Below are 22,146 nucleotides of genomic sequence, written 5' to 3'. Positions count from 1 at the left end.
CAGGCACTGGGACCGGCACGGGTACGGGAACCGGCACGGGGACCGGTACCGGCGGGACGCTGATTACGTCCCAGTACGGAACGACGACGATCGGCAATGCTTACGTGGTTCAGAACAACGCTTGGAATAACCCTGGCGGACAGTCGATTACCGTCACCCCGACCGGGTTTACCATCACCACTGAAAACGGCTCCGCGCCGACCAACGGTGCTCCGCTGGGATATCCGTCGATCTACGACGGCGTGCACTACGGCACCGCTTCGCCCGGAACCAATCTGCCGATTCAGCTGGGCCAGATCCAAAACGCCACCAGCAGCATCAGTTACACCTACCCCACCAGCGGCATCTATGACGCCTCCTACGACATCTGGATGAACCCCACACCCATCACCACCGGGGTCAACCAGCAAGAGCTGATGATCTGGTTCAACCACACCGGACCCATCCAGCCCGTCGGCTCGGTGGTCGGCAACGCCACCATTGACGGGCAGAACTTCACCGTCTGGAAGGGCAGCAACGGCCAGAACAACGTCGTCTCCTACGTCGCGAACACACCGATCACCACCTGGAACGATTTCGACGTGATGGGCTTCATCGACCATACGGAAACCATTGAACCGGTGACTGATTCGTGGTATCTGACCAGCATCCAAGCCGGGTTCGAGCCGTGGAGCGGCAGCGTGGGCGCGGGGGTCAATTCGTTCTCCGCGAACGTCAACGGCGTCAGCTAGGGCTGACTCCCGGGCAGCGGGAACTCGTCGAGCTTGGCGCCGATTTCCCTGCCCAGCTCCTCGAGTCCGCCTATGATCGGATACCCGTAACCTGTTGCGGGCAACGCCGTTCCGATGACAGGCGGGTTCGCAATGGTGTTGGCGATGAACGGCGCAAAGGGCCGGATCGCGGGAGGCAGACTGTTGACGCCGGCGGTGCCGCCGGTGTCGGCGCGCGTCCCGTTGATCCCGAGCACCCCGGACGCACCGAGCGCCCCCGGTGCTGCGGCCTGAGAATTGGGCAGACCGAAGTGTCCGTTCGATCCGCCTTGTCCGCCTTGTGCGCCGGAGCCAAAGCCGCCACCGACACCGGCGGCGCCGCCGATGCCGGCATGGCCGGAGAGCCCGCTGTTGCCACCGGCACCGCCGCTGCCACCGGCACCGCCGTTACCGCCGCCGCCACCGGCACCGCCGTTGCCGCCGTGGCCAACCGTGCCCAGCGACCCCGGCGCCGCCGGCGTTGCCGACCTCGCCGTTGCCGCCCGCCGCCCCGGTGCCTCCGTTACCGCCGTTACCGCCGTTGCCGCCGAGGCCGAGCTCGGCCGGATCGCCTGGGCCATTGGCGATTCCGCCGTTGCCGACCGCCGGCAACGTCTATGTCAACGACGACGCCGAGTGCCGGGTGGTGAAGTTGGGCGCCGGATCCGGTGCTCAGACCGAGGTGCCACTGACCGGCCTGCACACCCTGGGTATGGACACCGCTGGAAACCTGTATGTCGTAGACGTCGACACTATACGGCTGCTGGAATTGGCAGCCGGGACGTCGCCGCCAATTGTGTTGCCCGTCAACGTCCTCAACGGTCCGCAAGACGTGACGGTGGATGGTGCGGGCAACTTGTACGTCCTGGACAGCGGCAGCTTTGGCCAGGTGGTGAAATTAACGCTCAGCAGATGAGTTGTAACCCTTGTCCCCCTTGAGCTCTCAACGAGTCCATCGCGATAGCTCGTGGCGGCTCTACTCGACCTTGACGGTCATCCATAGCGACGCCACGACCGAGTCCAAGCACAGGCAGCGGCAAGCCTACTGGGACGAGCGACTATTCGACGAGCGACCATGTCGACGTGGATCAGGTCGCCGCGAGTTAATGCCGCGGCTCGGTGCTCATGCACCTCGGCGTAGTCAACGCTGCTCACCATCTCGAAAAACGCTGCGGGTGAGGGGTAGGGCGCGACGCCGCCATAAACGATGTGGGCTCCGACCCGTTCGAGGTGGGGAGCGACTTCCCGCCCGTACTGCGGGTTGAGCAGTTGTGCCGACGCGTTCACGAAGGAATGGACCACGAACTCCGTCTTGAGGGTCATTGAGGGTTCGAAGCGATCCCACCAACGACGCCAGGCGGTTCGTTCTCGGCAAGACGGCGTCCTCCCACTTGGGTCGTTCATCTTTTGGAAAAGACTCGGTTACGACGCGACCCTGCTCGGTATCGGTTCCACAACTAGTTCAGCACCTCTTCTAGAGAACGCCTGCGCGATAGCGATATCGTTCCAATTCCCGCCGGACCCGTTTGACGGCGGAAATCCTTCGTGAGCACGACGACAAGGAAGTGCCCGTTGAAAGCGTTTGACCTATGCGGCATCACGGTGCTTGCCGGCGCTGGGTTGTGTGGAGCGGCTTTGGCACTCAGCCCCGGCGCGGGAGCTGCCCCGCTGCCTTTGGGCGGGCCCACGTGCATTTCTCAGATGAGTGGGGCGGCAGCTCCGGCGGGCACGGCCCCGGTCGGCGCCGCGGCTGCCGGAACCCCGGGCTGCATCGACCAGATGGCGGCAGTCGCGGCGCCGGTAGCCGAAGCCGCGCCGGTGCCGGCGATCCTGCCGGGTCCACCTGTCGCGGCGGCGGCGCCCGCCGCGGTGCCAGCGGCCGTTCCGGTGCCGCTCGGTGCTCCGGTGCCCGCGGCGGCTCCGGTGCCGGCTCCCCTACCGGCTGCCGCTCCGATACCAGCGGCCGTTCCGGTACCCATCGGCGCTCCGCTGCCGCTGGGCGCGCCGGTGATAGCGGGTGCGCCGCTTGAGGCGGCACCGGCCAGCGCGCCGCTACTGAAGCAGGCCGGTGCGGGTAAGGGTGTGCCAATTAATCCGGGGCCGGCCCTGACGGCTGACCCGGTGGTTCTGCCCGGCCCGCCGCCAGCGCCCTGACGACAGCGCCCTGACGCCAGCGCCCTGAGTAGTACTTCGCCTTCCGTTGCCTTCCGTTGCAGTCCGTTCAGCTGACCCGATCAGCCGACTTCTCTTCTCGCGGAACCCCTTCCCGCACCACGACCGGGTCACCAACCTTGACCGTGTCGAAGTACCACTCGGCGTCGGCGGGGCTCAAGCTGATGCAGCCGTGGCTGACATTTTCGACCCCCATTGCTTGCACCGCCCACGGAGCTGAGTGCACATACAGACCGCGGCTGGTGATTCGGACGGCGTAATCGACCGAGAGCCGATACCCCTCGGGGTCGTCGACCGGAATGCCGACACTGCTCGAATCCATAGTCACCGAGCGGTCTTTCGCGAGCACGCTGTAGGTTCCGACGGGCGTCTCGAATTCCGGCTTGCCCATCGTGGCAGGCATGACACCTTCCTCTCCGAAGTGCGGCCGGTGGTGCGGCGCCGGCAGCGCAGGTGGTGGTTCTGCCTGGACTCCATCGATGCTCACGGTGAAAGTGTGATTCGAGATGTCGGCAACACCGAGGACCACTGGACCCGTCTTGAAGTCGGTGCGCAGTCCGCCGACCGAAAGCGCCACCGTGCTGTGCGCGGGCCAGAATCTATCGGGAACCCATTGCACAACGTTGTTATCGAGCCATTCGTACCTGCCGGTCATTACCGGCGTTGATCTGACCGCTAGGGAGCGCTCGGCCGCCTGGCGATCAGCCAGGTCGGCTATCGGCCTGCGCAACGTCACCACCACCGGATGAGCCACACCCACTAGCGAGCCGGACCCGGGCAAGACCGATGCGATGGCGAAAGATCCCTGCGGCGCACTCATGGCCGCCAGGCGCACACCAGCTGGCTCAGTGACCACTGTCGCAGCGATCACGATCGCTATCAAAACCGATCGAACGGATGCCCGCATCGTTTCCATCACCCTTTGAGATGACCAAATCGTCGTTGTCGCTTGACGATGTTAGGGGCGCTCCTATCCAGGGCTGCGCAGCGCGCGCGAGCAGCTCGGTCAAGTCTTCGCCGCGATTTGGTTACGACTGACTCGGTCAGGAAACGATATGAAGACTCAATGAATCACTCGCCGACACCGTCACCGGCTGGACCGCATCGCGAGCGGTCTTTACCGTCTTTGGGTACACGGCAACAACGACGCGGTTGGCGCCGCCGCGTCGCATAGTTGGTGCTCGAGGTCGTATTCGGTGGATTTTGGGGCTCTACCTCCGGAGGTCAATTCGGCGTGCATGTACGCCGGTGCAGGCGCGGCGCCGCTATTGGCAGCCGCGAGTGCGTGGAACGGCGTAGCTGCCGAGTTGAGCCGTGCAGCGTCCTCGTTCGAATCGGTCATTGCCGGTCTGGCTTCCGAGCATTGGATGGGTCCCGCGGCGCTGTCGATGACCGCCGCGGCGCAGCCCCTGGTGGTGTGGCTGACTTGCACCGCCGAATCTTCGGCGGTCGCAGCGGCGCAGGCCATGGCGTCTGCTGCCGCCTTTGAGACAGCTTTCGCGATGACGGTCCCACCGGCCGAGATCGCCGCCAACAGAGCCCGGTTGGCCCAACTGATCGCGACCGACGTCCTTGGTGAAAACGTAACTGCTATCTCAGTCACCGAGGCGCGCTACGGCGAAATGTGGGCCCAGGACGCGTCGGTGATGTACGGCTACGCGGCATCCTCCGCGGTTGCCGGAAGACTGAACCCACTGACCAGACCGCCGCAGCTGAACGCCGCGTCAGGCTCCGCGCAGGAGGTGGGGTTTGGCGAATTGATCGCCAGGGCGCCCGATGTGGTGATGAGCCTCGCGTCCCCGGTCGCCTCGGCACCCGATGCGGCGGCCCTGGACGCGGTAAGGCTGTTCTCCGGTCTGGATGCTTCCGACATTCCGCTGTTGGAGGGCGTCAATCACAACAAAGCTATGTGGGCCGACTTTGGCACGGGCTTCATGGGGCTCGCCGCGCCGGCGAAGGACGACGCCGAGGGCACCGCCAGCAGCACTGCCGCCGGCGCCGCGGCGGTGCCCCCCATCGGCCGAACACCGGCGGTGGCAAGTCTGGGCAATGCATCCTCGGTTGGATACCTGTCGGTGCCGGCAATTTGGTACAGCGCGGCGCCGACGACCGTTGCCGACAACGCTTCTCTAGACGGCACCGGCTGGACAGTTCCCGAAGCGGACGAATCGATCCCAGCGATACCGCCTGCGCCCGCAATGGTGCCACCCGGTAACGGCGTCGGCGCCGGACCGCGGTACGGAGTGAAGCCGACCGTCATGCCCAAGCAAGGTCTCTTCTGATCTGAACGTGTCAGGAACCGACACCGATAAGCCGTCGCTCGATCAGGTCGGCGCCGCGAGCGACGCCGCCAGTACTCCGGAAGCCCTCGGCGACTCGCTGCGCTCCGTCAGACATCGACATCGCCTGCAATACTTGGTCTTTCAACCTCTCCGCGGTGAGCTTCCTGGCGGGTAGCCGAGTTCCGCTGCGGGAAGCCACAACTCGTCTGGCGACCTCGAACTGATCCCGGCCGAAGGGCACGACGCACACCGGCACGCCGCGCGAAAGCGCTTTCTGCGTGCTGCCCATTCCGCCATGTGTGATGGCCACCACCGCCCTGTCCAGCACCAGTCCGTGCGGCACGAACTCCCGCACAGTCGCATTGGCGGGCACCGCAATATCGCCGGGCATCCCCGACGGGTATGTCGCAACGACATGCACCGGTTCTTCGGCCAAGGCTGCCATCGCGATAATCGGCAATCGGTCGTCGGCCTGACGATCAGACGAGGTTGTGACCAACACGATGGGGCGGTCGATGGTTTCGAGCCACTCGGGTGCCGGCGCAGGAGGATCGAAGTCGCACGGCCCGATCAACGCGACGGAGTCCCCCCAGTCCGGGTGCGGATATTCGAACGGCTCGCCGGTGGCGACGAGCATCAGTGGTGCGCGCCTCAGCAATTCGTCGACGTTGCCAACGGCCGTCGCACCGGCGTCCTGACGAACCGCTTTGAGCGGGCCGAGGAGCGCCTTCTCGAATGGCGTCGTTACCAGCGGACGAAGCGCCGCATCCCGCAACCGGCCCAACGGGCCGGGCCACGGACGCACACCGGGTCCGAACGGCGGCGCACCGCGCGAGCGCAGGAAAGGAGTGAACGCCCAGAACGACACCCACGGCAACGAGCCGGCCTCCGCCGCCGCCGCCGCTCCCCAACAGTTCGCGTCCACCATCAATACGTCGGGCCGTACGGTGTCGCTGGCCGCGCGCACATCCTCGACCTCGTATGCCGCCCGCTGCCCGAAAACGGCGAAGGCCATTTTCAACGCGGTCCGGCCATTGGGCGCCATCCAGTCGGTCATCACCGCAGCTTCGATCCGGCGATCCACTGCTGATGCCTCAAACCCCAGCTCGCAGCCGGTCGAGACGCCCGCGGCGAGGGTCTTCAACACGATGCGATGACCGCGCCGCCGGAGTTCGATCAGCAACGCGAGCATCGGATAGAGATTCCCGCGAGCCGGGGACGTGTACGCCAGGATCGTGGCCATCAATCAGCCATTCCGGCAATCGCCCTGTCAGGCATGACCGAATAGTTTATCGACGCCGAGTTTGCGCTCTAAGCTTGACCAGCGGCCGCCTAGAGATGCAGGAAAACCCAGATGACGGGGTCAACGTGCCAAAGATGCGGTACCGAGCCGCGCGCCGGCGCCCGCTTCTGCGACGCTTGCGGGTCCCCAGTCGAGGTCGTCACCACGCAAGCCGAGCACAAGCAGGTCACGGTCCTGTTCGCCGATGTGGTGCGCTCGATGGACTTGGCCGCGGCAGTCGATTCCGAACGGCTGCGCGAAGTCATGGGTGACCTCTTCAACAGATGCGGCGCCGTAATCCAACGCTACGGCGGCACGGTCGATAAATTCACCGGCGACGGCATCATGGCCCTGTTCGGCGCGCCGATCGCTTTGGAGGACCACGCAATTCGCGCCTGTGTGGCGGCCTTGGAGATTCAAACGGAGGTGGCGGGGTTGGCACACGACGTCCAGCGTCGGGACGGCGTGGCGCTGGCCCTTCGGGTCGGATTGAATTCCGGCGATGTGGTGGTCGGCCAAATCGGTTCCAGCCCTTCGAATTACACGGCTATCGGGGCGCAGGTCGGGATGGCGCAGCGAATGGAAGCGGTTGCGCCACAGGGTGGTGTCATGCTCAGCGAAGCCACCGCTCGACTCGTCGAACATGTCACCGTACTGGGGCCCTGGCAACTGGTCACCATCAAGGGTGCAGCCGAGCCGGTCGCGGCACGAAGCCTGCAAGCGATGGCCTCCAAGAGAACGCTGGCCGCCCGAATCGAATCGACACTTGTCGGCCGGGACGGTGAAATCGAGTCCCTCACAGCGATTCTCAACGATACGATCAACGGGCAGGGATGCGTCGTCGGTGTCACCGCGCCACCCGGCATCGGCAAGAGCCGCATCTGCCGCGAGTTGATCAAGGTGGCACAAGCCCGTGGCGTAGCGGTCTTTTCGACATTCTGCGAGTCGCATGCCAGAGCGATCGCGTTCACCGCGATCGCCCGGTTGGTGCGCGACCGATTGCGGCTGAACGAACTCGATTACCCAACTGCCCGCGCGGCATTGCGAGCCCAACTCGCCGGGGCCGATTCCGAGGACCTGCTGTTGCTCGACGACCTGGTCGGAATCCGGGATCCGACGGAGGCCACTCCCAACGTCTCCGCGGACGCCAGACGGCGACGCCTGACATCGCTGCTGCAAACCGCGGCGGTGGCAAGCGATACGCCCACCCTGTACATCATCGAGGACGCCCACTGGATCGACGAAGCCAGTGAGTCGATGCTCGCCGATTTCATGACCATAGTTACCGAAACCCGGTCGATGATCGTGGTGACTTACCGGCCGGAGTACGAAGGCGCCTTGTCACGCCCAGCCGGCTTCCGGGTATTCGCCCTTGAACCTCTTGATGACTCACAGGCATCGACGATCACAGTTGAGCTCCTCGGCTCGCATCCCTCGCTCAGCGACCTTGCGGGACGCATCATCGAACGCTGCGCCGGAAATCCGTTCTACGTCCAGGAGATCGTGCGCGAATACGCTGAACGACGAGTCATCGTCGGCGAACGTGGCGCATACCAACGCCAGCAAGAGGTTGACGACGTCAGCGTCCCACCAACCCTGCAGGCCACGATCGGCGCACGCATCGATCGACTAAGTGCCCCGGCCAAACGGACACTCAACGCCGCAACGGTCATCGGATCGCGCTTCGGCACCGATCTGTTGGCCGTCCTGCTCGAGGATGCCGACGACGTGCGCCAGGCTGCGCTGGCTGAATTGGTCCATTCTGAGCTCATCGACCAGGTGATGTTCACGCCGCGTGCCGAGTATGCGTTTCGGCATCCGCTCGTTCAGACCGTCGCCTACGAATCCCAGCTCAAACTGGCACGCGCACAACTACATCGGCACCTGGCTGCCGCGCTCCAGCGATGCAATGCCGCAACCCTGAATGAGAACGCCGCGTCGATCGCGGCTCACCTCGAGGCCGCCGGAGACCTCCGCGAGGCGTTCGGCTGGCACATGTGTGCCGGCACCTGGTTCGCCAACCGTGACATCAATGCGGCCCGCACCAGCTGGCTTCTGGCACGGCAACTAGCCGACCAGCTGCCGGCCGATGAGCCACACCGGACGCTGATGCGGGCCGCTCCGCGCGCCCTGCTCTGTGGAAGCACCTGGCGGGCCGGCGGCGGAGTTGCCGACGGCTTCGACGAACTGCGCGACCTGTGCACCCAACCCGAGACCCGGGTTCCACTGGCCATGGGAATGGCGGGCCTGTTGGTGGAGCAGACACACCACGGCCGCAACCGCGAATCGCTGTGCCTTACAACGGAATACCTTGCACTACTCGATGCGATCGGCGAGCCGGAACTGGTCGTCGGCTTGCTCTATCCTGCGATTCACGCCAAGCACGAAGCCTGCGAGATGACTGCCGCCGTCGAGCTGGCCCAGCGGGTAATCGATCTGGCCGGCGGCGATCCCACCAAGGGCAACATCCTCACCGGCTCACCGCTGGCCTTCGCGGCGGCCATGCGCGCAACAGCGAGATGCGCAATGGGACAGCCTGACTGGAAGATCGACCTCGACCAGGCGATCGAATTCTCGCGCGTCGATCCGACTACCTATGTCTCGATGATCATGTTCAAATACATGTTGGGCATCCCCGTCGGAGCCTTGCCGGCAGACGCAGCGGCCCTGACTGATACCCAGAACGCGCTGGGCATCGCCCAGCGCTGCAGTGAAGACTTCGCCCTACACATGGCTCAACTAACACAGGGCATTGTGTTGGTCTCGATCGACGGCGGCGAGCGTTCAGCCGGTTTCGATCTGCTCGCCGAAACACGATCTGCGGCGTCGGACGGGCGATTCATGATGAGTGCAATACCCATCATCGACCTGCATGTCGCGGCAGAGAGGGCCCGGATGGAAGATTTCGCCGGCGCGATCGAACTCTCGCGCCGCGTGATCGCGGCGCAGTTGGAAAGCGGCGTGTTGTGGCATTTGGGTTCAGCGACAAGCGTTCTGGTGGAATCGCTGCTGAAGCGATGCCGGGATACCGACCTGGCCGAAGCGCAGCGCGCGATCCACACATTGGCCACCGCTCCAACCGAGCCGGATCTCGTGATCTTCCAACTGCCATTGCTGAAAATGCGCGCGCTGCTGGCGCAGGCGCGGGACGACGCGCGCGGTTATCGGAGCCACGCCGATCGGTACCTCGCCCTGGCGCAGGCGCTGGGTTTCCAAGGCCACCTGGCGACCGCGCTCGCCGACGACTGAAATGTCGCGGTTGCCCGTTGCCCGGGCATCCAGTCCCGTCGCGGGAAGGCGCTTCGCTAACCGGCCTTGCGCCGTATCCAACGTGTGTAAGCGACGCCGATAATGGCGGTCACCACGCCGTACCAGGCGACGGCCCCGTGTTCGTCGGCATTGGGAAAGTTCGCCGACGCGATTGTCAAGGCGGTTGCCGGGTGGCGGCAACCGCTCGCGAAAGCCAACACCGCCGAGAACTGACGGTCGGGCCCGCCCAACAGGTGCCCGGCAATGAAGGCGGCCGCAACGAATATCACCATCGCGACGAGTGTCGAATCGCCTACGAGCTTCCACATCCGTGGTGCGGCGGCGATCAACAGCACGATCATCGCCACTGGCAACGCCCAGCGCTGGGCGCGTTCGATCGGACCCGCGATACGCTTGGCCGCTGCCGGCCAGAACTTGCCGATCGCCATCCCAACCACCAGCGGCGCTAACACCGATACCAGCATCAGCTTTCCGATTGCCCACGGGCTGACCACATACTGTCGCCCGAACACGTTGCCCAGCAACGTGGCCGCTACGGCAAGTGCTGGCACGGCGAGCACCGCCAGCACGATGACCAGACCAAGCCCGAATTGAACCTCTCCCCCGGCCTTCTCTCCGCGCCGGGGCAGCAGTGGCGGCAGGGGCGAGATCGCCAGCGTCACAAGCGCGATGGCCACCTCAGGCCGCAGGTCCACCACCTGCACCAGCAGCACCGCGATCGCGGGCGCAACAACGAGCACTGCGAGCAGCGAACGCGCCAACAGTGCGCGCCGTCGCAGCACATAGCCGACGTCGGCAAAGTCCGCCGACAACCCGTATCCCAGGATCACGACGAACAGGCTTATCTGAAAAGCGAGCTTTGCCGCGTCTGCCATTGTCACGACGCACAGCCTGCCATGCCGCGCGCGAGGCCGGCACGGGCCACATCGGTGCTTTCCTTTGCAGCACAAGCGCGGTCGGGCCTAGGCGCGCTTCCGGCTGCCGAATCGCGCCCGCAGGAGGCGCCAGAAGCCGCCCGCGATGTTCGCCGCGTTCAGCGGCGTCCACACCACCAATGCCTCCCCCGCCGCAAAGCGCGGGTTGAGTTCGGTGTAGAAACGCACGTCGGGGTCGTGTTCGAGTCGGTGCATCCGCGACACGTCATGGGGCGTGGCGCGGGACCGCACGATCCAGGGGCCTTCGCCAACGGGGATGTAGTACCACCGGTGCCATTGCGCGCTGAGGGCAGTCACCAGTGCCTCGATATCGGCCGGCGTGCGGCGCCTGCGGCTGGGATAGATCCGGGGCATCGTGGTGGCGAGCAGACGATAGACCGCCGGTGAAGATGCGCGGGTCATCAAGGCGAGCGGGGTACGCGGTTCGTGGAACTTGAAGCGCAGCGCTTGGCGAAGTCCGAACAACTCGGCCGGTTTTCCGCCGCGATAACCCAGCCGGAAGTAGGCGCCGGCGGAAAACACCGCGTGGCTGCGGCCCGCGTGTTGCATCCGGTCGATGCCGGCGAAGGAAAAACCCACCAATTCACCGCCCGCACCGTAGAACAGCGCGAGGCGCGTGTCGTCGGCGCCAAAGATCAGTCCCTGGAATTCCCCGCGGGTGAAGCCGCCTACGGTCTCGCGGTAGATGCCGTAGAGCCGGTCGACCAGTTCCGAGCGCTGCACGGGCGGAAGTGTCGCCGGTTGCAGGCGTTGGCTGGCGACGATGCGCCCGGCATCGGGACGGCGGGCGGTAGCTGCTGATGGTTGCTGCGGATCCGCGGCGTTGCTGGTTAGAGCGTTTCGGACGAGGAGCAGGGCGCGGGCCGACGTTGCCGCCACCACGCGGTTGGTGGCGCTCATAGCCGCCCTGCCCTTCGTCTGTCTCAGGTTCAGCCGGGCTGACCCGGGCCGCCGCTGGCGCCCGCGGTTCCGCTATGGCCTGCTGACCCGTTGCTTCCTGACGCGGCGATGCCGGGGTTACCGCCGGCGCCGGCCGCGCCGCCGTTGCCACCGGTACCGCCGGCACCGGGCGGCCCGGCGACGCCGTCCTTGCCGAAGGCCCCGAGCAAGCCGCCGCGGCCGCCCGTTCCACCGGCGCCGCTGACGCCACCGGTACCGCCGTCACCGCCGGCGCCGCCCAGACCACCGTCGCCGCCGTCGCCGGCGATGCCGGTTGGGGCGACGGACAAGCCGCCCTGGCCCCCGGCGCCACCAGCGCCACCAGTGCCGCCGATGCCGCCGACGCCACCGGCTCCGGCATCGCCGCCGGCGCCGCCGAAGCCCAGCAGAGCCCCGGCCGACCCCCCGTTTCCGCCGGCCCCGCCGACACCACCGGTGCCGCCGGTGGAAAGGGAGTCTCCGCCATTACCGCCGTGACCACCAGAGACAGTGGACAGACCCTGCGGGTAGCCATACGCGTTGGAATCACTGACGGCCTCACCTCCGAACCCGCCGACACCGCCCGCACCGCCGGGGGCACCGGCCCCGCCGACACCGCCGACACCGCCGACACCGCCGGCGCCGCCATTGCCGATCAGCAGCCCGGCGTTTCCGCCGTTACCGCCCGCGCCGCCAGTACCGCCCGTGCCGCCGGCGATGTTGCTTTGGGCGCCATTACCGCCCTTACCGCCCACCCCGGTATAGGCGGTACCTCCCTGGGAACCCTCGGCGATTTGCGCGGAGCCGCCGACGCCGCCGGCCCCGCCGGCACCGCCCGGCCCGCTGCCATTGGCTCCGTTGCCGGCGTTGCCGCCGCTGGCCGTGCTGTTAGCCAGGGTCGTGTACGCGACACCGCCGTCGCCGCCGGCACCACCGTTGGCGCCTCCGGTGCCGGGCGCGCCCCCGTCGCCGCCGTTGCCGCCCAGCGGATTGTTAGCCGTCGAGAAGACGGAGCCGCCAGCGCCGCCGGCTCCGCCGTCCTGCCCAGCGCTTCCGGTGGGACCGACGCCGCCATCGGTGGCCGTTGTGGGGCTGCCGACGGGCTGGGTTGGGCTCCCGATGTCGGCAGGGGTGGTACCGGCATTGGGGTTAGCGGTCGACGTGGGATTGACGCTGTCGACACCGGCGAGTCCGGCACCGCCTTGACCGCCGTGCCCGCCGGAGCCCAACAGGGTGGCACTGCCGCCATTGCCACCCTGTCCGGGGTTACTGCCGTTGAGGCCGGCCACAGCAGCTCCGCCGTTTCCACCGGCCCCTCCGTTGCCGTACAACAGCCCACCGGGCTGGCCATTCGGGCTGGCCGCAGTGCCGTTGGCTCCGTTGCCGATCAGCGGACGCCCGAGCAAGGTCTCGGTCGGTGCATTTATCGCGGCCAGCAACGGTGCCGTGACCGCTATCTCGGTCGCCAGATAGGACCCGACGGCCGAGTTCAAGGACTGCACAAATTGCTGCTGGAAGGCATTGACCTGGATGCTGAGGGCCTGATACTCCTGCCCGAACCCGGCGAAAAGCTGGGACAGTGCGGTCGAAATCTCGTCGGTGGCCGCGGCCGCGATGCTGGTAGTCGGCGCGGCGGCCGCCGCGTTCGCCGCAGCGAGTGCCGATCCGATGCTCTCCAAATCCGATGCCGCCGACATCAGATATTCGGGAGCCACGACCAGAAGTGACACTCCGCCCCTTCCCCCTCAATCGCCGACCAGTGTGCGCCTAAGCGTAACGAGATGCCCGTCTTGGCAGCTGCGTTTTCACGTATCGGTAACCGGCAAGGCCCGAGCAACGCACGGGCATCGCCATACTTGCCGCTTTTGGGGGCCTGCGCGCGGACACCACGCCCGTTCAAAGGCCCGTTCAAAGGATTTGTTAAGAATCCGCGGAGGCGGCGGGCCGATTGTTACCTCACCAGCAACTCCCCAACGCTTTGAAGGAAACCACCGAATGTTCAACACCCGCATCACCAAGTCCGTCGCCGGCACCGCCCTCGTCGCCGGGACCGCCGGCCTGGCCACCCTGCTCTCGTTCGGCACCGCCAACGCCAGCTCCGTCGACGACCAGTTCGTCGCCACCCTGCAGCAGCAAGGGATCAGCGTCAGCAACCCGCAGGCCGCCATCAAGGTGGGCCACAAGGTCTGCGTCGCGCTCGGCGAGGGCACCAAGCCCAGCGCAATCAGCGCGCAGCTGGTCAAGGACAACCCCGGCATGAGCAAGCAGAACTCGCTGGTGTTCGTCGTCGACTCGGTGCAGTCCTACTGCCCGCAGTACATGCACCACAACGCCGACGGCACGGTCACGATCAGCGCGGCCTGACCGCACTACGTGTCACGAGTGAGCGGCGCGGACTTAGCCCGCGCCGCTCAAAAATGTTGCGATACTTGACGTTTCAGTACTGACCATGGAAGTGAGACGTCGGCAAACGAGATGCCCTTTGCGCCCAACGTGGTGTGAATGTCCTGGGCGATCTGGTCAGGCGTCTGCCGGCCATGCCCTCCGCGCAAATTCTTGTTGGCGTTGAAGGCTTCCGTAGGGTCCGAGCGGCCTCCAAACTGCATTACGGAAAAGAAGGGCGGCAACCGGCTATTTACCCGCCTAGAAGAAACCCGATTCCCCCGACCCGGAGTTGAATCCACCCGAGTCCGAGCCACCCGAATTCCCGAAACCCGAGTTGTTCATCCCGCCGGTGTTACCCACACCCGAGCTGTGCTCGGCCGAGTTGAAGAAACCGGTGTTGTAGTAGCCCGAGTTCATCAGGCCGATGACGTGGTTGCCCGAATTCAAGAAGCCCACCTGTAAGCCATCGGCACCATGGTTGAAGAAGCCGGTGTCGGTTCCCCCACCACTGGCGTTGAAGAAGCCGACGTTGTCCTCACCACCGCCGGAGTTTCCCCACCCCGAGCTATATCCGCCACTGGCCGAATTGGTGAAGCCCGAGCTGAAGTTGCCGGTGTTGAAAAAACCGGAATTGCCGGTGCCGGAGTTTCCGAAGCCGGAGTTCCCGCTGTGGCTGCCGGTGCCGCCCAAGCCGGTGTTGACGTCACCGGCGTTCCACAGACCGGTGTTGGTGTTGCCTGAATTGAAAAGACCCGTATTGGTGAAGCCCGAGTTGAAGAAGCCGGTGTTGCCCGCCTGTCCGATGATTCCCGGGCCGAATACGGGATCGGTGCCATTGCCGCCGCTATTGAAAGCGCCCGTGTTGCCGATACCGGCATTGGACCAGCCCACATTGCCGAAGCCCGCGTTGAAGGAGCCGACGTTGTGATTGCCGGCGTTGAAGAATCCCACATTGTGGCCGAACAGCGAGGTGCCGCCGGAATTGAAGGCGCCCAGGTTGCCATTTCCCGCGTTCACCACACCCATATTGGTGCTGCCCGTGTTGAGGGAGCCGGTGTTATAGGCGCCCGCGTTCCAGAAGCCGGTATTGGTGCTGCCGGTGTTCCCGATTCCGGTGTCGGTGTTACCCGAATTGAACAGACCGAAGTTGTTTGTGCCCGTATTGGCTATGCCCCAGTTGTGGGTGCCGGAGTTGAAAATGCCGGAGTTGTCGGTTCCGGAGTTGAACAAGCCGGTGTTCCCGCTACCGGAGTTCCACCCGCCGAAGCCAATCTGGTTGTTGCCGGTGAGGCCGATGCCGATATTCCCGTGGCCGGTGTTGGCCAGGCCGACATTGCCGTCGCCGGCGTTCGCGAAACCGAAGTTGAAGCTGCCATTATTCCCCAGGCCGGCGTTCCACCCGACATTGTTCGCGTTCAGCCCGCCGATGCCCATCTGGTTGTTGCCGGTGAGCCCGATGCCGATGTTGTTGCTGCCGACATTGCCGATGCCGACGTTGCCGTCGCCGAGGTTGCCGAACCCCCAGTTGTAATTGCCCAGATTGCCAACGCCCACATTGAATGTGGACTGTATGCCGTCGATGGCTCTGGCCACATTGCCGTTGCTGAAGCCGATGTTGCCGGTGCCGACGTTGCCCAAGCCGAAGTTGAACTGGCCGATATTGCCGGTGCCGACGTTGTAGCTGGCCGCCCCGGGGTAGGGCGCGCCGGGGAAGCCCAAGGCGGCGTTTCCGTTGCCGGCGCCGATGTTGAAGGAGCCGAAGTTGCCGAATCCCACGTTGTTGTCGCCGCCGCCGGCGGGCCCGCCATTGCCCGAGCCCAGGTTGAAGCTGCCGGTGTTGCCACTGCCGACGTTGAAGTTGCCGATGTTGCCAATGCCCAGATTGATGCCCTGCAGGCCGGGCAGGCTTTGCGCGGCCTGCTGCCACGGCGTCAGCTGGGCGGCCGCCGCGGCGGCCCCGCTGTAGTAGCCGGACATCGCCGCGACGTCCTGGGCCCACATCTGTTCGTATTGGCCCTCGACCGCCGCAATCGCTGGAGCGTTGAGTCCCAACAGGTTTGAGCGGATCAACGAGACGAGGTCCGACCTGTTGAGGGCCAGTGACGCCGGATGCACCGTGGCCGCCCACGCGGCTTCGAATGCCGAAGCCGCCGCCTGCGCCTGACCGGCCGTAGTTTCGGCTTGGGTGGCGGCCGCGGCCAACCATGTCGCATAGGGAGCCGCCGTGGCCGTCATAGCCGCCGCGGCCGGGCCCTGCCACGACATGCCTGCCAGCCCGAAAGTCACCGACTCGAACGAGGCTGCCGCCGAATTCAGCTCCCCCGCTAACCCATCCCAGGCCGCTGCGGCGGCCAACAGCGGTCCCGATCCCGCACCGGTGAACATTCGCGCCGAATTGATCTCAGGCGGCAACACCGCAAAATTCATCGTGCCCCACCCTCCGCGTCGGCGCTCATCACTACCCCGCGCATAGCGGCGGTGGCCGAACAAACTGTACCCGGCAGTCCCTGTGGACGTGGCCCGTTTTGTGCTGTTGGGCCACAAAGCACCGTGCAGAAAATGATTCAGCGTCAACACTTCTCGCAGATGTCAGGCCAGTGGCCGGGTAGCCGCCATCAGCGGTCCAAACCCCACGGCGTGCATGCGGTTCATCATTTTCGCCGTGGACGGTTGATGCTCCAGCAACGCGCCGACTGCCTGTTCGGCCGTGTCGACGATCCGCACCAGCCGCTCGAATTCCGGGCGTGACAGCTTCGCCCGCCCGACGAACAAGGCATCAAGCACGGGGAGAACCGGCAGTTCCTCGGTCCAGAATTCTTCGCCCAGAAAGATCATCGGGGCGAACGCCTGGTCGTTTCGCGGATAGAAATTTTGCGCCGCATTCTGAAACACCTCTTGCAACGTGCCCGCTGCTCCAGGGGTGTAGATGATGCCGTTGGCGGCCAATGAAAGCAGGATGTCTTCCCGGATGCTGTTCTGGAAGTACTTCGCGACATGCGTTGCCAGCGGCGAAAGCGGCTCACCGCCGTAATACCAGGTGGGCAGCGCGATGCTGCGCCCGCCGCGGTCGATGAACGTTTGCGCGATCTCGTAAGCGGGTTTGACCCAATCATGCAGCCGGCGCACCATCGCGATATCGACCTCACCCGTACAGGAGACCACCGCCGACGCACCCTCGGGCAGCGTGGCGCGCGAATGCAATTGTTTGAGTGCGTGGGTCAGATCGTCGTCCGGCGCGCCGGCCAGCAACGCGCCCAAGTGGGTGGCTTCCATCGCTCCGGGTCCGCCTCCGCTGGCGACCAGGCAGCCGCGCTGTGTCAGGGCCCGGGCGATGTCGACTACGGATGAATAGTTCGCCGATCCGCGAATCTCGTCATGGCCGCCCATGATGGCGACGGTGGGCGCATCAACACTATGCAAGAAAAGGGTGAGCGCGCGCATGATCGAGTGGTCGTGCAGCGCCTGCATCATTCCGGCGTAGGGATCGGTGGGACAGGCTCCGCCGTGGGCGGTGAAATATCGATAGGACCGAAAGTCCACGGTTTCAGCGAAGCTGTCCGGCCGGTCCGTGGCGAAGCCGCTCAGCAGCTCCATCGACGTGTAGAGCGAGCTGCGCAGCGGCTGGAACGGGACTTCAAGAATCGGCATGTGGCATCCGGCTGCATTGTGTCACAACGGATTGGCGCGACAGAGTAATTCGGCCCGCTCGTCGGCGTCACGCGGTCTGTATGACTTTTGGCCGGTGCGGGTATCAGAGATTGCAGGGGCGAGCCGGCCCTTGTGGTAATCGTCGATTATTCGTCGTGTCGTCGCCTGCGGCGATGCAGTGATGGGCGCGATCGCCGTGGAAGGGGTGCTGGTCGCCGTGGTGGAGTCCGAGCCCGGAGAACGTCGCCAGCGAGGTCGCGTTGCGTCGGTTAGCTGATCGAACTATAGTCTGGACAGGTGTCCAGTTTTGCTGTCACGGTGTTCGCGGGTCCGGTCACCGGGATGGATTTCAGCCGTGCTTCCGCCGTCGTTCCCCAGCGGAGAAGAGTTGAGTATGCGCATCGCCCTGCTGTCCTACCGGAGCAAGACCCATTGCGGTGGACAGGGCGTCTATGTGCGCCATCTCAGCCGCGGGCTGGTGGACCTCGGACACGACGTCGAGGTGTTTTCCGGTCAGCCCTACCCCGAGTCGCTCGATCCGCGGGTGCGGTTGACCGAAGTGCCCAGCCTCGATCTGTATCGCGAACCCGACCCCTTCCGAGTCCCGCGCCCGAGCGAGATCCGAGATTCCATCGACGTGCTGGAACTCCTCACCATGTGGACCGCGGGTTTTCCCGAGCCGCGGACATTCACCATGCGGGTCGCCCGGCTACTCGCCGAGCGGGTCGCCGACTTCGACCTCGTCCACGACAACCAAAGCCTGGGCACCGGCCTGCTCGGCATCGCCGAGCTGGGGATTCCGGTGGTAGCCACCGTGCACCACCCCATCACCCGCGATCGTCTGCTCGACCTCGCGGCCGCGCGGTGGTGGCGAAAACCGTTGGTGCACCGTTGGTATGGCTTCTCCAGCATGCAGAAACAGGTGGCCCGTCAGATCCCCGATCTGCTGACCGTTTCCTCGTCGTCGGCGGTCGACATCGTCTCCGACTTCGCCGTCTCGCCCGAGCAACTGCACGTGGTGCCGTTGGGAGTGAATACCCGACTGTTCCAACCCGGATCGCATCCACGGCAACCGGGCCGAATCATCGCGATCGCCAGCGCCGACACGCCGCTCAAGGGCGTGGCCACCCTGCTGCACGCGATCGCCCGACTGCGCGTCGAGCGCGACCTCGAGTTGCGGCTGGTCGCCAAGGTGGAGCCCAACGGTCCCACCGAGAAGCTCGTCGCCGAATTGGGGATCACCGACATCGTCCACATCGCCAACGGGCTCTCCGATGAAGAGCTGGCCGCATTGTTCGCCTCGGCCGAGGTCGCCTGCATTCCTTCACTCTACGAAGGGTTTTCGCTGCCCGCGGTTGAGGCAATGGCAAGTGGCACCCCGATCGTCGCCAGCCGGGCCGGCGCGCTGCCCGAGGTCCTGGGCACCGACGGCGCCTGTGCGGAGTTGGTGCCGCCGGGCGACGTCGACGCGCTGAGCGCCGCCCTCGGCGATCTGCTGGATTCGCCGGAGAAGCGCCGCCGGCTGGGCAGCGCCGGAAGAGCCCGCGCCGTCAACGTTTTCAGCTGGGAAGCCGTAGCGGCGCAAACCGTGCGGGTCTATGAACGGGCGATCGCGCGCAAGGCCGCTAACTTGGGCGAAACGCAATGCTGACAGTCGATTTCGACCGGCTGGGTATCGGGCCGTCGACCAAGGTCATCGACGTGGGGTGCGGCGCCGGCCGCCATGCTTTCGAAGCGTATCGGCGCGGCGCCGACGTCGTCGCCTTCGATCGCGACGGCGCCGAATTGCGTTCGGTGGACACCATGTTGCGGGCGATGGCGCAGACCGGTGAGGCGCCGGCCACGGCATCGGCCAAAGCTGTACTCGGCGATGCGCTGAGACTGCCCTACGCCGACGAGACCTTCGACTGCGTGATCGCCTCCGAGATCCTGGAACACGTGCCGCAGGACGACGCTGCCATCGCGGAGTTGATCCGGGTGCTCAAAGTCGGTGGCACGCTGGCGGTCAGCGTGCCGCGGTGGCTGCCCGAGCGGGTGTGCTGGATGCTGTCCGAGGAATACCACAGCAACGAGGGCGGCCACGTCCGGATCTACCGCGCCAGTGCGCTGCGGGACAAAATCACCGGCGGTGGAATGGAATTGACGCACACGCATCACGCGCACGCACTGCATTCGCCGTTCTGGTGGCTGAAATGTGCGGTCGGTGTGTCCAATGCCGATCATCGGATGGTGGCCGCCTATCACCGGCTTCTGGTGTGGGATCTGATGCGCCGGCCGAAGATAACCCAGCTGGCCGAGACGCTGCTCAATCCGCTGGTGGGCAAGAGTGTGGCGATGTACTTCACCAAGCCACAAGCGGTAAAAAGCCAAGCAGTACAAGGGTATTCAGTTGCATCGGGTTGATCCGCCGACGGTACCCGGCGCCCTCACGTCCGAACAATGCCGGCAGACCGCGGCGTCCATCGCTCTCGCGCAGGAATCGTCGGGTGCCATCCCGTGGTTTGACGGCGGTCACACCGATCCGTGGGATCACGTGGAATGCGCGATGGCGCTCACCTCGGCCGGACTCCTGGAACACGCGCGGGCGGCGTTCGACTGGAGCCGGCGCACTCAGCGGGCCGACGGATCCTGGCCCATCCAGCTGCGCGCGGGCGTTATCGAAGACGTCAACAGCGACAGCAACTTCTGCGCCTACATCGCCACCGGTGTCTGGCACCACGTGCTGGTCACCGGCGACCGGTCTTTCGCTGCGGTCATGTGGCCGGTGGTGCACAAAGCGATCGACTTCGTCATCGACCTGCAAGTGGGCTACGGCGAAATCTGTTGGGCGCGAAGCGAAACCGGGATGCTGCCAGAGGCGTTGGTGACCGGCAACGCCAGCATCTACCACAGCATCCGGTGCGCGCTGGCGCTGGCCGAACTCGTCGGCGAACCGCAACCGGAGTGGGAATTGGCGCTGGGCCGGCTCGGCCACGCGATCACCGCCCACCCCGAGGCATTCACCGAAAAAGACCGCTACTCGATGGACTGGTACTACCCCATCCTGGGCAGCGCGCTGCGCGGCCCGGCGGCCGCCGCGCGAATCAAACAGCGCTGGAACGACTTTGTGGTCGACGGTATCGGGATCCGGTGTGTGGTCGACCGGCCCTGGGTGACCGGCGCCGAAACCTGCGAACTGGTGATGGCACTGGACGCCATCGGGCACCGATCGGCCGCGCGCCAGCAATTCGGAGCGATGCAGCACCTGCGCGACGGCGACGGCTCCTACTGGACGGGTTTGGTGTTCGCCGACGGAAAGCGTTGGCCCGAAGAGCGCACCACCTGGACGGGCGCGGCGATGATTCTGGCGGCAGACGCGCTGTCCGATACGACGCCCGGCAGCGGAATCTTCCGCGGCGACGGCCTACCGGTGGGCCTGCAGACCGACTTCGACTGCGAATGCATCGCGGCCGGGCCTAGCCGGTGACCTCGACCGGCTCGCCGGCCTGCCCGCCGGTGCGTTCGAGCACCCGCAGCGAACCGGTGACCGCCACCTCACGGAATTGACCGGAATCAATTGCCCGGCAATAGATCTGGTAAGGCGGCCGACCGCCGTCCTTAGGGTCGGGGAACACGTCGTGGATGACGAGCGCCCCGCCACCGGCCACCCATTTCGCCCATCCGTCGAAGTCCTGCTGGGCGGCCGTCTCGCTGTGGCCGCCGTCGATGAACAGCAACTGCAGCGGCGACCGCCATGCCCGAGCAACCACGGGTGACTTGCCGACGACGGCGACCACGTGATCGTCCAGTCCGGCCGCGTCGAGCGTGCGACGAAACATCGGCAGTGTGTCGAACAATCCGGTGACCTCGTCGACCAATGTGGCGTCGTGGTATTCCCAGCCCACCTGGTGCTCCTCGGACCCGTGATGGTGGTCGACGGTGTAGAGCACGCTGGCGGTTTCCTGCGCCGCCGCGCCCAGCAGCAGCGTTGATTTGCCGCAGTACGTACCGATTTCGACCGCCACTCCACCATCGAGATACCGTCGCGCGGCGTCGTAGAGACTGCGCCCCTCGTCGGCCGGCATGAAACCTGTCACCTGTTCAGCCAGCGCGAACAACCGCTCGGTCGAACTGGCGTCGGCGCTCATCGGCTCAACCTATCCGGTCGCCCTGCCGGCGCCGGCGGGACCTCGCTTAGCCGTGCGGCGCCTCAGAAATCTTGCTGTCCGGCTTGCCTACCGATTGGCAGTAGAGCGTTACCGAGGCGCGTGTTGCCGAAATCTCCACATTGTTGGGATCGCTGCCGTTCTTGTCCTTGAGCATCTTGCTGATCTCGTCGCTCTGCTTTTTCTCGTCCTGCGTGGTGAAGTCTTTGCACTTTGTGTCGCCACCGGTGTTGATGACCTTTGAGGCCGAACATCCGGTGAATAGCAGCGCGGCGATCGCAATAGCGGGCGCAATTCGCTTCATCGTGGGCCTCCCTGGGTCGAAGTGGTAACTGTCTGTACACCATGACGCCGAATTCC

20 protein-coding genes are annotated in these 22,146 nt (G+C 65.5%); 9 read left to right on the top strand and 11 right to left on the bottom strand.

Annotation, left to right across the window (positions count from 1 at the left end; all coding sequences use genetic code 11):
* Positions 1-104: 104 nt before the first annotated feature.
* Positions 105-731 carry a GH12 family glycosyl hydrolase domain-containing protein gene (locus BST12_RS30685; RefSeq protein ID WP_211281241.1) on the top strand — a complete coding sequence of 209 codons (627 nt, stop codon included), beginning with the start codon at positions 105-107 and terminating at the stop codon, positions 729-731.
* On the opposite strand, the gene BST12_RS30680 is transcribed toward BST12_RS30685, so the two are convergent.
* Positions 728-1,330 (bottom strand): hypothetical protein, encoded by a 603-nt coding sequence (locus BST12_RS30680; protein WP_139801562.1) that lies wholly within the window; start codon positions 1,328-1,330, stop codon positions 728-730. The two genes, BST12_RS30685 and BST12_RS30680, sit on opposite strands and share 4 nt — an antisense overlap.
* On the opposite strand from BST12_RS30680, the gene BST12_RS30675 reads away from it, so the two are divergent.
* A complete protein-coding gene (locus BST12_RS30675; protein WP_139801561.1) occupies positions 1,330-1,665 on the top strand; it encodes an NHL repeat-containing protein in 336 nt (111 codons plus the stop codon). The two genes, BST12_RS30680 and BST12_RS30675, sit on opposite strands and share 1 nt — an antisense overlap.
* 77 nt (positions 1,666-1,742) lie before the next feature.
* Here the strand turns inward: BST12_RS30675 and BST12_RS08930 are convergent, their stop codons facing one another.
* Positions 1,743-2,072, bottom strand: coding sequence for a DUF1330 domain-containing protein (locus tag BST12_RS08930; protein WP_083112748.1), 330 nt, complete (start codon positions 2,070-2,072; stop codon positions 1,743-1,745).
* A 249-nt stretch (positions 2,073-2,321) separates the two neighbouring features.
* On the opposite strand from BST12_RS08930, the gene BST12_RS08925 reads away from it, so the two are divergent.
* A complete protein-coding gene (locus BST12_RS08925) occupies positions 2,322-2,903 on the top strand; it encodes a hypothetical protein (RefSeq protein ID WP_083112747.1) in 582 nt (193 codons plus the stop codon).
* A gap of 67 nt (positions 2,904-2,970) precedes the next feature.
* Here the strand turns inward: BST12_RS08925 and BST12_RS08920 are convergent, their stop codons facing one another.
* Positions 2,971-3,828 carry a L,D-transpeptidase gene (locus BST12_RS08920; RefSeq protein WP_139801560.1) on the bottom strand — a complete coding sequence of 286 codons (858 nt, stop codon included), beginning with the start codon at positions 3,826-3,828 and terminating at the stop codon, positions 2,971-2,973.
* Positions 3,829-4,117: 289 nt separating this feature from the next.
* On the opposite strand from BST12_RS08920, the gene BST12_RS08915 reads away from it, so the two are divergent.
* The gene (locus tag BST12_RS08915; protein ID WP_083112745.1) at positions 4,118-5,203 is read left to right on the top strand and encodes a PPE family protein; all 1,086 of its coding nucleotides are present in this window, start codon (positions 4,118-4,120) and stop codon (positions 5,201-5,203) included.
* A gap of 10 nt (positions 5,204-5,213) precedes the next feature.
* On the opposite strand, the gene BST12_RS08910 is transcribed toward BST12_RS08915, so the two are convergent.
* A complete protein-coding gene (locus BST12_RS08910) occupies positions 5,214-6,446 on the bottom strand; it encodes a nucleotide disphospho-sugar-binding domain-containing protein (RefSeq protein ID WP_083112744.1) in 1,233 nt (410 codons plus the stop codon).
* A gap of 111 nt (positions 6,447-6,557) precedes the next feature.
* Between BST12_RS08910 and BST12_RS08905 the strand changes: the two genes are divergently transcribed.
* The gene (locus tag BST12_RS08905) at positions 6,558-9,734 is read left to right on the top strand and encodes an ATP-binding protein (protein ID WP_083112743.1); all 3,177 of its coding nucleotides are present in this window, start codon (positions 6,558-6,560) and stop codon (positions 9,732-9,734) included.
* 56 nt (positions 9,735-9,790) lie between these two features.
* Here the strand turns inward: BST12_RS08905 and BST12_RS08900 are convergent, their stop codons facing one another.
* The 3 genes from BST12_RS08900 to BST12_RS08890 all read right to left on the bottom strand — a co-directional run bounded on the left by BST12_RS08900 (position 9,791) and on the right by BST12_RS08890 (position 13,338).
* Complete coding sequence (locus BST12_RS08900) at positions 9,791-10,630, bottom strand: bile acid:sodium symporter family protein (protein WP_245850179.1); 840 nt, start codon at positions 10,628-10,630, stop codon at positions 9,791-9,793.
* 87 nt (positions 10,631-10,717) lie between these two features.
* Positions 10,718-11,590 carry a hypothetical protein gene (locus tag BST12_RS08895; RefSeq protein ID WP_083112741.1) on the bottom strand — a complete coding sequence of 291 codons (873 nt, stop codon included), beginning with the start codon at positions 11,588-11,590 and terminating at the stop codon, positions 10,718-10,720.
* 29 nt (positions 11,591-11,619) lie between these two features.
* Positions 11,620-13,338 (bottom strand): PE family protein, encoded by a 1,719-nt coding sequence (locus BST12_RS08890; RefSeq protein WP_083112740.1) that lies wholly within the window; start codon positions 13,336-13,338, stop codon positions 11,620-11,622.
* 265 nt (positions 13,339-13,603) lie between these two features.
* On the opposite strand from BST12_RS08890, the gene BST12_RS08885 reads away from it, so the two are divergent.
* Positions 13,604-13,972: a DUF732 domain-containing protein gene (locus BST12_RS08885; RefSeq protein WP_083112739.1), complete on the top strand. Its 369-nt coding sequence runs from the start codon at positions 13,604-13,606 to the stop codon at positions 13,970-13,972.
* Between the two features lie 279 nt (positions 13,973-14,251).
* Here BST12_RS08885 and BST12_RS08880 read toward each other — a convergent pair whose 3' ends face one another.
* Positions 14,252-16,420 (bottom strand): PPE domain-containing protein, encoded by a 2,169-nt coding sequence (locus tag BST12_RS08880; protein WP_083112738.1) that lies wholly within the window; start codon positions 16,418-16,420, stop codon positions 14,252-14,254.
* A 162-nt stretch (positions 16,421-16,582) separates the two neighbouring features.
* Positions 16,583-17,641, bottom strand: coding sequence for an LOG family protein (locus BST12_RS08875; RefSeq protein WP_083112737.1), 1,059 nt, complete (start codon positions 17,639-17,641; stop codon positions 16,583-16,585).
* Positions 17,642-18,035: 394 nt separating this feature from the next.
* On the opposite strand from BST12_RS08875, the gene manT reads away from it, so the two are divergent.
* From manT to mmpH, 3 genes are read left to right on the top strand one after another with little or no spacing between them, the layout of a single operon-like run.
* Complete coding sequence (gene manT / locus BST12_RS08870; protein WP_083112736.1) at positions 18,036-19,292, top strand: MMP alpha-(1->4)-mannosyltransferase; 1,257 nt, start codon at positions 18,036-18,038, stop codon at positions 19,290-19,292.
* On the top strand, positions 19,286-20,044 hold the full coding sequence (locus BST12_RS08865; RefSeq protein WP_083112735.1) for a class I SAM-dependent methyltransferase: 759 nt from the start codon (positions 19,286-19,288) through the stop codon (positions 20,042-20,044). The genes manT and BST12_RS08865 overlap by 7 nt, the downstream gene beginning before the upstream one ends.
* On the top strand, positions 20,031-21,107 hold the full coding sequence (gene mmpH, locus BST12_RS08860; protein ID WP_083112734.1) for an MMP endo-(1,4)-3-O-methyl-alpha-D-mannosidase: 1,077 nt from the start codon (positions 20,031-20,033) through the stop codon (positions 21,105-21,107). Before BST12_RS08865 ends, mmpH begins: the two co-directional genes overlap by 14 nt.
* Here mmpH and BST12_RS08855 read toward each other — a convergent pair.
* The gene (locus BST12_RS08855) at positions 21,097-21,768 is read right to left on the bottom strand and encodes a class I SAM-dependent methyltransferase (RefSeq protein ID WP_083112733.1); all 672 of its coding nucleotides are present in this window, start codon (positions 21,766-21,768) and stop codon (positions 21,097-21,099) included. The two genes, mmpH and BST12_RS08855, sit on opposite strands and share 11 nt — an antisense overlap.
* Positions 21,769-21,814: 46 nt before the next feature.
* Positions 21,815-22,090, bottom strand: coding sequence for a hypothetical protein (locus BST12_RS08850; protein WP_083112732.1), 276 nt, complete (start codon positions 22,088-22,090; stop codon positions 21,815-21,817).
* Positions 22,091-22,146: the final 56 nt, after the last annotated feature.

The sequence above is a fragment of the Mycobacterium angelicum genome, assembly GCF_002086155.1.
Classification (GTDB): Bacteria; Actinomycetota; Actinomycetes; order Mycobacteriales; family Mycobacteriaceae; genus Mycobacterium; species Mycobacterium angelicum.
Note: the sequence above shows the minus strand (reverse complement) of the source record. Positions and strands in the feature narration are given on the sequence as shown.

Coding starts and splice junctions, on each gene's coding strand:
- BST12_RS30680 (WP_139801562.1), bottom strand. CDS start 1,330: ATGGCCCAGGCGATCCGGCCGAGCTCGGCCTCGGCGGCAACGGCGGTA.
- BST12_RS08930 (WP_083112748.1), bottom strand. CDS start 2,072: ATGACCCTCAAGACGGAGTTCGTGGTCCATTCCTTCGTGAACGCGTCG.
- BST12_RS08920 (WP_139801560.1), bottom strand. CDS start 3,828: ATGCGGGCATCCGTTCGATCGGTTTTGATAGCGATCGTGATCGCTGCG.
- BST12_RS08910 (WP_083112744.1), bottom strand. CDS start 6,446: ATGGCCACGATCCTGGCGTACACGTCCCCGGCTCGCGGGAATCTCTAT.
- BST12_RS08905 (WP_083112743.1), top strand. CDS start 6,558: ATGACGGGGTCAACGTGCCAAAGATGCGGTACCGAGCCGCGCGCCGGC.
- BST12_RS08900 (WP_245850179.1), bottom strand. CDS start 10,630: ATGGCAGACGCGGCAAAGCTCGCTTTTCAGATAAGCCTGTTCGTCGTG.
- BST12_RS08895 (WP_083112741.1), bottom strand. CDS start 11,590: ATGAGCGCCACCAACCGCGTGGTGGCGGCAACGTCGGCCCGCGCCCTG.
- BST12_RS08885 (WP_083112739.1), top strand. CDS start 13,604: ATGTTCAACACCCGCATCACCAAGTCCGTCGCCGGCACCGCCCTCGTC.
- BST12_RS08880 (WP_083112738.1), bottom strand. CDS start 16,420: ATGAATTTTGCGGTGTTGCCGCCTGAGATCAATTCGGCGCGAATGTTC.
- BST12_RS08875 (WP_083112737.1), bottom strand. CDS start 17,641: ATGCCGATTCTTGAAGTCCCGTTCCAGCCGCTGCGCAGCTCGCTCTAC.
- manT (WP_083112736.1), top strand. CDS start 18,036: ATGCGCATCGCCCTGCTGTCCTACCGGAGCAAGACCCATTGCGGTGGA.
- BST12_RS08865 (WP_083112735.1), top strand. CDS start 19,286: ATGCTGACAGTCGATTTCGACCGGCTGGGTATCGGGCCGTCGACCAAG.
- BST12_RS08855 (WP_083112733.1), bottom strand. CDS start 21,768: ATGAGCGCCGACGCCAGTTCGACCGAGCGGTTGTTCGCGCTGGCTGAA.
- BST12_RS08850 (WP_083112732.1), bottom strand. CDS start 22,090: ATGAAGCGAATTGCGCCCGCTATTGCGATCGCCGCGCTGCTATTCACC.